This is a genomic window from Brevundimonas sp. (assembly GCF_024711105.1).
Taxonomy (GTDB): domain Bacteria; phylum Pseudomonadota; class Alphaproteobacteria; order Caulobacterales; family Caulobacteraceae; genus Brevundimonas.
In genome coordinates this window covers 15,367-27,489 of sequence record NZ_JANJTL010000078.1, presented here as the reverse complement: position 1 = coordinate 27,489, position 12,123 = coordinate 15,367, and the positions used below count along the sequence as shown (strand labels likewise).

10 protein-coding genes are annotated in these 12,123 nt (G+C 70.4%); 4 read left to right on the top strand and 6 right to left on the bottom strand.

What is annotated here, in order from left to right; all coding sequences use genetic code 11:
• The 5 genes from Q0M60_RS05990 to Q0M60_RS05970 form a co-directional block, all read right to left on the bottom strand.
• Positions 1–983 (bottom strand): GNAT family N-acetyltransferase (locus Q0M60_RS05990; protein WP_296817229.1); only part of this gene is annotated, 983 nt, incomplete at its 3' end.
• Positions 984–1,261: 278 nt separating this feature from the next.
• On the bottom strand, positions 1,262–2,764 hold the full coding sequence (locus Q0M60_RS05985; RefSeq protein ID WP_296817227.1) for an adenosine deaminase: 1,503 nt from the start codon (positions 2,762–2,764) through the stop codon (positions 1,262–1,264).
• 10 nt (positions 2,765–2,774) lie between these two features.
• A complete protein-coding gene (locus tag Q0M60_RS05980) occupies positions 2,775–3,803 on the bottom strand; it encodes a DNA adenine methylase (RefSeq protein WP_296817223.1) in 1,029 nt (342 codons plus the stop codon).
• 50 nt (positions 3,804–3,853) lie between these two features.
• Positions 3,854–4,297: a DUF1036 domain-containing protein gene (locus tag Q0M60_RS05975; RefSeq protein WP_296817220.1), complete on the bottom strand. Its 444-nt coding sequence runs from the start codon at positions 4,295–4,297 to the stop codon at positions 3,854–3,856.
• Positions 4,298–4,361: 64 nt separating this feature from the next.
• Positions 4,362–5,462: a CaiB/BaiF CoA-transferase family protein gene (locus Q0M60_RS05970; protein WP_296817217.1), complete on the bottom strand. Its 1,101-nt coding sequence runs from the start codon at positions 5,460–5,462 to the stop codon at positions 4,362–4,364.
• Between the two features lie 55 nt (positions 5,463–5,517).
• On the opposite strand from Q0M60_RS05970, the gene Q0M60_RS05965 reads away from it, so the two are divergent.
• Positions 5,518–6,756, top strand: a complete 1,239-nt coding sequence (locus Q0M60_RS05965) for an FAD-dependent oxidoreductase (RefSeq protein ID WP_296817214.1) — start codon at positions 5,518–5,520, stop codon at positions 6,754–6,756.
• Positions 6,757–6,856: 100 nt separating this feature from the next.
• Here the strand turns inward: Q0M60_RS05965 and Q0M60_RS05960 are convergent, their stop codons facing one another.
• Positions 6,857–8,254 (bottom strand): FAD-binding oxidoreductase, encoded by a 1,398-nt coding sequence (locus Q0M60_RS05960; protein WP_296817211.1) that lies wholly within the window; start codon positions 8,252–8,254, stop codon positions 6,857–6,859.
• 35 nt (positions 8,255–8,289) lie between these two features.
• Between Q0M60_RS05960 and Q0M60_RS05955 the strand changes: the two genes are divergently transcribed.
• The 3 genes from Q0M60_RS05955 (at position 8,290) to Q0M60_RS05945 (ending at position 12,026) form a co-directional block, all read left to right on the top strand.
• Complete coding sequence (locus tag Q0M60_RS05955) at positions 8,290–8,700, top strand: NUDIX hydrolase (protein WP_296817208.1); 411 nt, start codon at positions 8,290–8,292, stop codon at positions 8,698–8,700.
• A 62-nt stretch (positions 8,701–8,762) separates the two neighbouring features.
• Complete coding sequence (locus tag Q0M60_RS05950; protein WP_296817205.1) at positions 8,763–9,110, top strand: hypothetical protein; 348 nt, start codon at positions 8,763–8,765, stop codon at positions 9,108–9,110.
• A gap of 75 nt (positions 9,111–9,185) precedes the next feature.
• On the top strand, positions 9,186–12,026 hold the full coding sequence (locus Q0M60_RS05945) for a M16 family metallopeptidase (protein ID WP_296817202.1): 2,841 nt from the start codon (positions 9,186–9,188) through the stop codon (positions 12,024–12,026).
• Positions 12,027–12,123 lie beyond the last annotated feature (97 nt).

Below are 12,123 nucleotides of genomic sequence, written 5' to 3'. Positions count from 1 at the left end.
CCGATGGCGATGGCGTCGGCGGCGCGGACGGCCAGCCGGCGCACCGGGCTGGCATGAACCACGCCCTCGACCACCGTCTCGGAGCGGTTGCAGAAGTACTTCTTGTACGGCTCTCCGGCGAAACCGAAGTCGAACACGTGGAAGCCCTCGGCCGACAGCAGCCGCATGGTGTCCTGGCTGAGCAGCACACCGGGCGAGCAACGCGCCGCGTCGGCGGCATAGGAGGGGAACCAGAAATGGTAGCGGTCCCCGGCGTGCAGGCTGAATTCCATCGCCGCCGGCCGGTCGCCGGCCCACAGCACCGACAGGCAGGCGCCGAAGTCCCCGACATGGCGGCTCATCAAGGCGTGCAGCACGTCAGCGGTCCAGCCGCAGGCGAAGACATCATGCCGACGCGTACGGCGGTACTGTTCGCGCTTCCAGCCGATCAGTTCGTCGAGGGATGCGGTGTCGACGACGTGGGTCTGGGTCCAGACCTCGCCCTCGCTATCGCGCGCCAGGGACCGGCGGGCGCGATCCTTGTCGTTGAAGAACTTCTTGTGCTCGGTCCGGCGCTCCGCGTCATAGGCGGCCCAGCCACTGGAAAGGTCGGCCATCACGACGGTCCGTTCCTGGCCGGCGGCGTCAGGGCGGATCCAGCCGTTTACGCTGACGCTCGAGGCGCCGAGCAGGCGCGCCACCTCGGTCAGGGAAGGCGGCGTCTCTCCTGGCGCAGCGATCACGCCATGATAGTCGTTGAGCGGCGCGGCCAGGGGCTGGACCGCACGGCGCCGCCTCTGGTGCGGGAAGAAGCCGACAGTCCGGCCTTCGCGCGTGAACACGGCGATGGCCGCGCCCGGCGCGGCCTGGCCGGCGATCTCGGCGAACTCCGGACGCAGGAAGGGCGAGGCGCAGGCCGGGTCGGCTTCCGCCCAGGCGCGCCAGAGGGCGCGTTCGCCCTCGCCCAGCTCTCCGGGCGCGATCAGATCAAGCTTCAGGCTCATCGCCCCTCGCACGAATGACGGGGCATCCTGCCTGATCAGGCGTTGCGGCGTGGTTCACCGGAATGGTGAACAGAACCCTTAGACGCGCCTTCGCGTTAGACGGCCATGACCCCGCCAGGCCCGCAGCACCGCCCCGACAACCGAGAAGTCGAAAACGAGGAGCTGCGCCCACCCCCGCGCGATGGGGAACCGCCACGGCCGGCGACAGAGCCGGTGGGCGGTGACCCAGGCTTGCCGGACGAAACCCTCACCGATCCCGAGACGGGCGAGCCGAACCCCTAGTCTCGGCCTCGCCAGTCCGCCTCGAATTCGGCCAGCAGTCGCTCGTAGCGGAATTGCTCTCGCGCTCGGGCGCTATCTTGGAGGAAGTCCTCACAGCGATCCGACAGGGCGCCATCGCCCAGATCGGCCGCGCAAGCGGCGTGGGGCGACCGGTAGCGGCCCGGGTCAAGCCAGAGGTTCTCGCCCGGCAGGAAGCTGAAGGCGATGGCGTTGCGCGCCGAGGTCACGAGATCGGCGTAGGTCGCGCCCGTGTCGGTGACGGCCCTCGCATACTCATGGCTCAGGTCGATGCGCGAGATGCCGGGGTCGTCGGTCGTGTAGACGACCGGCACGCCTGCCTGGCGCAGCCAGATGACCGGATGGTCGTCCCCCTCGACCTCAAGGATCACATCGTTGGACGTGAGATTCACCTCCACGGCGATCAGTTCCTCAGCCATGCGCGCGACCAGCCCCTGTGCGTCGACCTCGTGCGGGATGGCGATCCCGTGCCCGATGCGACGGGCCCCGGCCCGCACGGCGCCGGAGACATGGTCGTCCATCTCCAGCGGCGTGGCGTAGGCGAGCGTGAGCTCTCCGGCGTGCAGCGAAGCCGGAACGCCGCGGCGGGTGAACCAATCAAACATCGCCATGTGCGTGTCGTAGTTGGCCAGGGCGTTGGGATGATCCTCCGGCGCGACCAGCTGCAGGCCGACCCAGCGCGGATCGGCGGCGATGAGGGCGGCGCCCAGCGCCAGTTGGCCGTAGGTCTGCTCAGGCGGCACGAGCCGGTTGGCCTGGACCAGGTAGCGCACGGTCACCGAGCAGCCGGCCAGCCCGTGGCCGCCGATGATGTCGGCCGGCCGGTCCTCCGGCGGGCAACGAAGCAGCTCGCGCGCACGCGCCTCCATGGCGTCGGTCTCGGCGATGGCCGCCGCCAGCAGATCCGGCAACGAAGGCGCCAGCGCTGCGTCCATCGCGGCGAAGTCCTCATTCCAGCCGACCGCCGTGCCGGCCCGGCGCGACGCCCCAGACTGGGGCATCCACATCACTTCCAGATAGAAGGTGTTCTGCATCGCCAGGGTCTGCATCAGGTCGGCCAGCATGTCGGCCCGGCGATATTCGCGGGTCCAGCCAAAGCGGTCGAAGGCCGTGAAGAACTGGTCGTGGCCGGTGCGACCGGCGAATCCCGGCCGACGCGTCGACAGGCTGTCCATCATCGCCGCGCGCTGGTCCGGGGTCAGGGCCGAGGCCAGGACCAGGTCGCCTCCAGGCGTGCAGGTGTCGGTCAGGGCCAGCTGGACCAGATCGACGCACAGGCCGTCCTCGGCCGCCCACTGCAGGTAGGTTTCCGGGTACGGCGCCCCCGAAAGGTGGATGTGAATGTCGCCGCCCTTCGGCATCGCGCGGGTGAAGGCCGTCAGCTCGGCCCGGCTCATGGCCTGCAGATCGAACCGATCCTGGGCGGCGGCGTGTCCGCACAGCCCGAGCGCCGCCAGCGCGGCCAGCATCAGTCGTTTCATGCCTTCCCCCTCACGCGGCCTCGGCCAGCTCCAGCGGCCGCGCGCTGACCACGAACAGCCGCTCGACGTTCCGCAGCCGTCCTACCACGCCGACGCGCTCGCCTTTCAAGTTGTGGATGCCGATTCGCGCCCCGACGTAGCGTGGGCGCGGCGTCTCGATCACCGTCAGGTGTCCGCGCCCGGCCAGCAGGGTCTCCATCTGCTCGCGCGACACGAAGCCCTCGTCATTGAACGACGCGATCAGGTTCGGCGCCTTCAGGCCCTCGATCACGCGGGTCAGCGCCGGCAGGATCGTGCCCCGGCGGTTGAAGGCGCTCTTGCGGTCGCGCACGTCGACCCGCTTGCGCGCCACGCCATAGGTTTCGGGCTTGTCCCACAGGGTCAGGCTCTCCCAGACGTGGTAGTTCCCCAGGTAGGAGTGCTGGTTGTAGGGCGGGTCGAGGTAGACCAGATCGGCCTCGATCTCGGGCGCGATCACCTCGGCGTCGGCGCGGGTGGCGAGCCCCCGGCCCGGCAGGAGGGCGGGGACCTTCAGCTCCAGGGGATTGAGGGCCCGCCGCGCCCAAGACTTCATGTAGGCCATCTGTACTCCGGCGGTGGAGTCGACCCGGTCCGCCGCCTGGATCAGGGCGGTTACGGCGACGGCTTCCAGTTCGGGCTCGAGCGCCAGGGCCGCTATGCGCTCGCGGATGGCGTCGATCCGCGCGCCATTATCCGGATGAAAGAAGCGCGCCTCCTCGCAATAGGTGCGGGTGAACCAGCCGGGCTCGGGCGCGACCGCGTTCAGCTCGGCGATCAGGCGCTCCGCCCGCTCCCCCCAGCGGGCGCCGTCGGCCTGTACCAGGGCGACAGCCAGGGTGTGGGCGTAGGCGTTGTGATCGTTGGCCTGAACCTGGAATCCGGCCGCCTTCAGGGCGTGGCCGACGCGGGCGCCGCCGCTGAAAAGGTCACAGACCCTGCCGCCTTGCGGCGACAGGGTCCGGGTCAATCCGACGATCCGCTCCAGCAAGGCGCGCTTGGAGCCGATGTACTTGATCATGCCGCCAGTCCCTCACCCCGCAGGATGAGCCGATTCTGGCGGCCAAGGCCTCAGTAGTCGAGGTTCCAGGTGAAGACGCCCCAGTTCTCGGCGTAGAGGGTCTCGAAGTTGCGGACCTCCTGCCAGCTCGCGCAATAGGACGATCCGGTGTCATAGAACTCGTACGGCCCGGGATATTCCACGCAGCGCGGGTGGCTGCCCTGCCAGACGTCGACGTCCGACCCCTCCACCTCGGCGTAGCCGTACATGTAGGAGTTGGTGGTTTGCGCCAGGTCGCGGCAGCTGAACGGGTTCACGTTGTACCAGCCTTCGTTGATGAAGGTGCCCGAGCCGACCGGCTTGTAGGAGATCGCCACCTGGGCGACGTCGCGGGTGTTGTTGCAGACCCTCAGGGTGATCCGCTGGCCCGACTGGGCCTCGACGACGGCGGCGGGCGCCATGCCCACCGTGGCGGCCGCGGCGAAGGCCCCGGCCAGAGAGAGAAGTTTGCGCATATCCAGGCCCCCAAGCCCCAAGGATTGAACGACTTGGGCACCATACCACCGATACGCGGCTTGGCTACTGACTGACCCTGACTCCCCACCGGGCGAGAGCCGCCGCCCCGCCCTCGCCGGGTGCGGACGCTTCGGTCGGGGCGGCTCGACCAGGGGTCCTCGAGAGTCGGGGCGCGGCCGCCGGGTGCACCTCACCGTCCCGCTCCTCATAGACGCCGCGTGACGCCATATGCGCGTGGGTGGGGGCTTCCGCCATGGTGAGGACTGGGGCGACGCAAGCGTCGCTGTCCGCGAAGGCTTGCGCCCAGGCGTCCCGGGTGCGGGTCAGGAAGACGCGTTCCATCGCGGCATGAGCGCGCGGCCAGTCGCGGGGATCCAGCAGGGAGCCGACCTCGGCGGGGTCGAGTTCGAGCCGCTGGAGAAGCTCGGCCTGGAAATGCGGCTCCACCGGGCCAACCGATATGAAACGGCCGTCGGCGCACTCATAGGTCCGGTACCAGGGGGCGTCGCCGCCTAGGGCGCGGCGGCCCCGCTCGGTGGAGATCAGGCCGCCCTTCGCAAAGCCGTGGAACAGGGCCATCAGGCTGGCCGTGCCATCGACGACCGCCGCGTCGATGACCTGGCCCTTGCCCGACCGTTCGCGTTCATAGAGCGCCGCGCAGACGCCCATGACGAGATAGAGCGCGCCGCCGCCGTAGTCCCCGACCAGGTTCAGTGGCGGCATGGGCGGCCCCTCGGCCGGGCCGATGGCGTCCAGCGCGCCCGTCAGGGCGATGTAGTTGATGTCGTGGCCCGCCCGCTGGCTCAGCGGTCCGTCCTGGCCCCAGCCGGTCATGCGCCCGTAGATCAGCCGCGGATTGCGCGCGAGCGCCTCGTCCGGCCCCAGGCCAAGCCGTTCCATGACGCCCGGCCGATAGCCCTCGATCAGCACGTCGGCGGCGGCGATGGCGTCCAGCGCGACCCGGCGGCCCTCCTCCGACTTCAGGTCCAGCAGGATCGAGGTCCGCCCCCGGTTCACCACCGGATTGGGGAAGGGATCGGCCGGCGACCGGTCGATGCGCACCACCTCGGCGCCCATGTCGGCCAGCAGCATGACGGCGAAGGGCGCCGGGCCGATGCCGGCGAACTCCACCACCCTGACGCCCGAAAGCGGTCCTTGGCCCATCGACGTCTCAACCCCGCTTGCGCCCGCGCCCTGCCCGTCCGACATAGCCGCCAGCATGCAGCATAGCCATTCCCCCGACGCGCGCGTGGTCATCCTCGGCGCCGGCCACGCCGGCGGCTCGGTCGCATCCTTCCTGCGCCAGTACGGCTTCAAAGGTCCGATCACCCTGATCGGCGAGGAGCCGATCCCGCCCTACCAGCGCCCGCCCCTGTCCAAGGCCTGGCTGAAAGGCGAGGCCGACGCGGACTCGCTGCAGCTCAAGGCGCCCGAATGGTACGCCGAGCACGGCGTGACCCTGCGCCCTTCCACGCGCGCAGAAGCCATCGACCGGCAGGCGCAAGAGGTGCGGCTGTCGTCCGGCGAGACCGTCCGCTACGACATCCTGGTGCTGGCCACAGGCGCGCGGGCGCGGGCCCTGCCCCTGCCCGGTGCGGATCTGGAGGGCGTACTGTTCCTGCGGACGGCGGCGGACGCCGAGGCGCTGAAGTCCCGGCTCGGTCCGGGCAGGCGTCTGGCGGTCATCGGCGGGGGCTATGTCGGGCTGGAGGCGGCGGCCTCGGCCATGGCGCTGGGGGGCTCGGCGGTGGTCATCGAGCGCGAGAGCCGCGTGCTTGCCCGCGTCGCCTGCGAGCCGCTGTCGCGCTTCTATCAGGAGGCGCACGCCCGGCGGGGCGTGGAAATCGTCACATCGGCCTCGGTGGAGGGGCTAGAGGGCGACGGCGCCGTGTCGGCCGTGGCGCTGGCCGACGGATCGCGCATCGGCTGCGATGTCGTGGTCATCGGGGTCGGCGCCCAGCCGAACGTCGAGTTGGCGCAGGCGGCCGGTCTGGAGTGCCCCGATGGCGTGGCAGTCGACGAGACCGCCCGCACCTCCGACCCTGTGATCTATGCGGTGGGCGACGTCACCCACCGGCCCATACCCCTGTACGACCGCACCGCCCGGCTGGAGAGCGTCCCCAACGCCCTGGAACAGGCCAAGCAGGCCGCCTCGGCCATCGCCGGTCGCCCTCAGCCTGCGCCCGAGGTTCCGTGGTTCTGGTCGGACCAGTTCGATCTCAAGCTCCAGATCGCCGGCGTGCCCTACGACTGCGGCCAGATCGTCACCCGCGGCGACCCGGCCTCGGAGCGCTTCGCCCTGTTCCATCTTCACGATGGCGTCATCCGCGCGGTGGAGGCCGTGAACAGTCCGCCGGAGTTCATGGCCGGGCGGCTGCTGATCGGGAGGAAGGCGGTGGTCGACCCCGCGCGGCTCGCGGACACGAGCATCCCGATGAAGGAAGTGGCGCAGTCTTGACCGTCACCCCGGCCGCAGCGAAGCGGAAAGCCGGGGCCTAAAGACAGGCGGCGACATCGCGCTTGGGTCCCGGATCGCGCTGCGCGCGTCCGGGATGACATCAGAACAGCACCCGCGGGTTCATGATCCGCTGTGGATCCAGCGCCTGCCGGACCGCGCGCATGGCGGCGACCTGGACCGGGTCCTTGTAGCGCAGCGCCTCGTCGGTCTTCAGCCGGCCCAGGCCATGCTCGGCCGAGATCGAGCCCTCAATGGCCGCGACCAGATCGTGGACGATCCGGGCGCCCTCGTCCCGGCGGGCGGCGAAGGCCTGTGGGTCGGCGCCCAGCGGGGGCACGACGTTATAGTGCAGGTTGCCGTCACCGAGGTGGCCGAAGCAGACCAGGCGCACGCCCGGAAACGCCTTGAGCAGCGCCGCGTCCGCCGTCTTGATGAAGGCGGGGATCGCCGTCAGCGGCAGGGACACGTCGTGCTTCCAGCCGCCACCGGCGGCTTTCTGGGCGGCAGACATGTCCTCGCGCAGGCGCCAGAAACCGTAAGCCTGGGCGGCGTTCTGGGCCACGGCGGCGTCGAGGATCAGACCAGACTCCAGCGCGCCTTCCAGCAGCCGCCCCAGCGCGCGGTCGGCCGCGCCCTCCTCTCCCGACACTAGCTCGACAAGGACGGTCCAGGGTGCAGGCGCCTCCAGCGGCTCGCGGGTGTCGGGGATGTGCTCCAGCACCAGCTCCAGCCCAAGCCGGCCCATGATCTCGAAGGCCTCGACGCCCCCGCCGGTCTCGGACTTGGCCAGGGCCAGGAGTTCCAGCGCGGCCTGCGGGGAGGCCACCCCGACCATCGCCGTCGCCCGCGAGCGCATCACCGGGAACAGCTTCAGCGCCGCCGCCGTGACCACGCCCAGCGTCCCCTCGGCCCCGATCAGCAGCTGCTTCAGGTCATAGCCGGTGTTGTCCTTCCTGAGCCGCTTTAGCCCATGGAACACCGACCCGTCCGGCAGCACCGCCTCAAGGCCGAGGACCAGGTCCCGCGCCACGCCGTGGCGCAGCACCTGGGTGCCGCCCGCATTGGTGGAGATCACCCCGCCGACCGTCGCCGTGCCTTCGGCCGCAAGGCTGAGCGGGAACATCCGCTCGGCGCCGGCGGCGGCCTCCTGCGCCTCCTGCAGGGTCAGGCCAGCCTCGACCACCATCACGTCCTCGAGCGGCGAGACGCTGCGCACCCGACGCATGCGCCCGAGCGACAGCAGGACCTCGCCTTGAGGGATCTGGCCGCCGACGAGGCCGGTGTTGCCGCCTTGTGGGGTAATGGCGATCCCATGCCGCGCGCACACTCGAACGGCGGCGGCGACCTGCTCGGTCGAGCCGGGCGTCAGCATCAGGGGCGTCTCGCCGCGCCAGGCGCCGCGCCATTCGACCAGATGCGGCGCGATCCGCTCGGCGTCGTCGGTCCAGCCGTCGTCGCCGACGGCGGATTTCAGTTCCGACAGGGCGGCGCTATCCATGGCCCATGTCTCCCCCGAACGACGGCCAAAAAGCAATGCAGCCCGTCCCTGCCGTCGGCGTGGTGTGCCTGCGCGACGACGAGGTTTTGCTGATCCGCCGGGGCCGCGCGCCGCGCCTGGGGGAATGGAGCCTGCCCGGCGGACGGGTCGAGCCGGGTGAACGCACCGTCGCGACGGCTCTGCGCGAGCTGATGGAGGAGACTGGCGTATCGGCCGAAATCCTGGGGCTGGTGGAGGTCGTCGATGGCCTGTTTCCTGCGGACGGGCGCCACTATGTCCTGATCGACTACGCCGCGCGCTGGGTCTCAGGCGAGCCCGTCCCGGGCGACGACGCGGCCGAAGCGGCCTTCGTCCCGATCGACGAGGCGGTCGCCCGCGTCGCCTGGGACGAGACGAAACGCATCCTCCGGCTGGCGCACGCGCGATTCGCCTCGCAGGCGCGCTGACTCGACTCTGGCCCTCGCTGAGCGCCAAGCTTCGCCGTCACTGGCCGCCGGGGGGCTTCGCCGTGAGAAAGCGCTACGTCTTCATGGGACTCGCCGGGTTGTGCGGGTCTTTCTTCGCCTTCGGCGTGATCGCCCAACCGGTTGGTCGCGTCACTTTCACCATCGAGAACGACGGCCATTCCGATCTGGCGGCGTTGCATTTGTCGCGGCCAGACGCCGAGAGCTGGGGCAATGACCGCCTGTCTGGAGCTGCTATCGTGGCCGGCGACAGCGGCGTGGTGACCCTCGATCCGGGGCTGGGCGGCTGCCATTACGATCTGCGGGCTGAGTTCGACAGCGGCGCCGAAAGACGGCTGTTCCGGGTCGACGTCTGCCGGCTGAACGGCGCCACCCTCAGCCTGGCGGATTGACGGTCGGCGGACGAAACGGGTTGCAATCGCGGGACGGGCCGTCACCCTGATCCCAGTCACCCGTCCGAGACCCTGATGTTCCCAGTCAAGCCGTTCGTCCTCGGCGCCGTTTTGGCGTTGGCCGCCTGCGTCCCGGCGGGCGCGCCGCAGCCCCTCGCCCCATCTCCGTCTCACGAGACCTGGGCGCATGTGGACAGCGACGTCGAGCCGGACCCGTCCGTCCGCTTCGGGACTCTGCCCAACGGCATGCGCTACGCCCTGATGCGCAACGCCACCCCGCCAGGGCAGGCGTCGCTGCGCCTGCGCATCGACGCAGGCTCGCTGATGGAGGCCGACGACCAGCGCGGCCTGGCCCACTTCATGGAACACATGGCCTTCAACGGAACGGCGCGCGTGCCGGAGGGCGAGCTGCTCCCGATCCTGGAACGGCTGGGGCTGGCCTTCGGGCCGGACACCAACGCCTTCACCTCGTTCGATCAGACCGTCTACCAGCTCGATCTGCCCCGCACCGATCACGAGACGGTCGACACCGCCCTGATGATCCTGCGGGACATGGTCGGCGACGCCACCCTCGACGCAGACGCCATCGACCGCGAGCGCGGCATCGTCCTGTCGGAGGAACGCTCTCGCGACTCCCCCGCCTATCGCGTCGCGCTGGAGCGCTACGAATTCCTCATGCGGGACCAGCTTCCGCCCGAACGTTTCCCGATCGGGGACGTCGAGGTGCTCCAGACCGCACCGCGCGAGCGCTTCACCGCCCTTTATGACGCCTATTATCGGCCCGAGCGCGCCACCCTGGTGGCGGTCGGTGATTTCGACGTCGATACGCTCGAGACGAAGATCCGCGAAGAATTCTCCGACTGGACCAACCCGGCGTCCGACGGCGCCGAGCCCGACCTCGGTCCTGTCCAGCCGCGCGGGCCCGAGGCGCGGATCATGGTCGAGCCGGGGGTCCAGCCAAGCCTGACGCTTGCCTGGGTGGCCCCGCCGACGCTTCAGCCGGACACGGCCGCGGAGCGACGCCGCAACTTCATTCAGTATCTCGGCTTCGCCGTGCTGAACCGCCGGCTCGAACGCCTTTCGCGCGCCGAGGACCCGCCCTTCGTGGCCGCCGGCGCCTATCGCACGACCACCCTCAGGGCCCAGGACGTCTTCCAGATTTCCGCGAGCCTGCAGCCCGGCCGGTGGCGCGAGGCCCTTACGGCCATGGAGACCGAACGCCGCCGGATCCTTGAGTTCGGCGTCACCCAGGCCGAGCTCGACCGCGAGATCGCCGAGCAGACGGCCGCCTATCAGACCTATGTGGCGGGAGCCGGCACGCGGCGCACGCCGACCCTGGCCGACGCCATCGTCGACAGTGTTCATGAAGACGAGGTCTTCTCGGCTCCGGCGGCGGAATACGCGCGCTTCCAGGTCTTCGCCGCCGAGGCGACGCCGGCCCTGGTGAACGCGGCCCTGAGCGAGGCGATGCAGGGTGACGGCCCGCTGGTGTTCCTGGCCGCCATGACACCCGTGGACGGCGGCGAGACCGGCGTGATGGCCGCGCTGGCCGAGGCGCAGGGCGAGACACTGGAGGCGGTCGCCGGTCATGCCGCGGCGGACTGGCCGTATCAGGACTTCGGCCCCGCTGGAGAGGTGGTCGAACGGTCGGTGATCGAGGACCTGGGCGTGACGCTGGTGCGCTTCGCCAACGGGGTGCGCCTGACGATCAAGCCCACGGACTTCCGCGAGGACCAGGTGCTGGTTCGCGCGAGCATTGGAACAGGCCGCTCCGGCCTGCCTGACGACCGGGTCACGCCGATCTGGGCCGCGTCGTCGGCTCTCATCGAGGGCGGCCTCAACCGCATCAACCGCGAGGACCTTGAGGCGGTGCTGGCGTCGCGCGTCGTCCACAGCGGCTTCGGCCTGGAGGACGACGCCTTCGTCCTGTCGGGCGGCGCCCGGCCGGATGACCTTGAAGTCCAGCTGCAACTCCTGGCCGCCTACGCGTCGGACCCGGCGTTCGCACCCCAGGCCTTCGAGCGAATCCGCACCGTCTACGCCAATGCGCTGGGGCAGCTGGACGCCACGCCCGGCGGCGTCTTCAGCCGCGAGGCCGCCCACGCCCTGCGCGGCGGCGATCTGCGCTGGAACTTCCCCGACGCCGAACAGATCGCATCGGCTGAGGTCGAGGGGCTGCGCGACCTCTTGGCGCCCGTGCTGGCGAACGCCCCGGTCGAGCTGATCATCGTCGGCGACGTCGATCCGGACGCGGCGATCGCCGCCGCGGCCGCGACCTTCGGCGCCCTGCCGCCGCGCTCGGCGCAGGGTGATACGGACACCTCGATCCGCTTTCCGGCGGGTGCGGACACGGTCCGGCTGACCCACGGCGGCCGAGCGGATCAGGGCCTCGGCTTCGTCGCCTGGTCCACCACGGACGCCCGCGCCGACGTGTTCCAGGCCCGGACGCTCAGCCTGCTGTCCGCCGTCATGCGCCTGCGTCTGGTCGAGGAACTGCGCGAGGGTCAGGCGGTGACCTATTCGCCCTCGGCCTCCTCGAGCACCAGCTGGACCTTCCCGGGCTACGGCTATCTGTCCGCCTCGATCGAGGCGCCGCCGGACCGGCTGGACGGCTTCTTCGCCGACGTGGACCGGATCGCCGCCCAGCTGCGCGAGACGCCGATCGACGCCGACGAACTCGAACGCGCCCGACGCCCCGTGGTCGAGGCCCTGCAACGCGCCCGCAACACCAACGAATACTGGCTGGGGCAGCTCTCGGACCTCCAGTCCGACGAGACGCGCCTTCCGGCGATCCGCTCGGCGCTCGCCGACCTCGAGCGGATCACGCCCGCCGACCTCCAGGCCGCGGCTCAGGCCTATCTCCGGCCGGAGCGCGCGTGGCGGGCCGTCGTCACGCCCCGCGGCGATCCGGAATGAAAAACAGCCCCCGCCTCTTTCGAGGCGAGGGCTGAAGGCGCTCAGGAAGTCGACGGAGAGTCGACGCTCCAATCTCTCACACGGTCGATGACCGCAG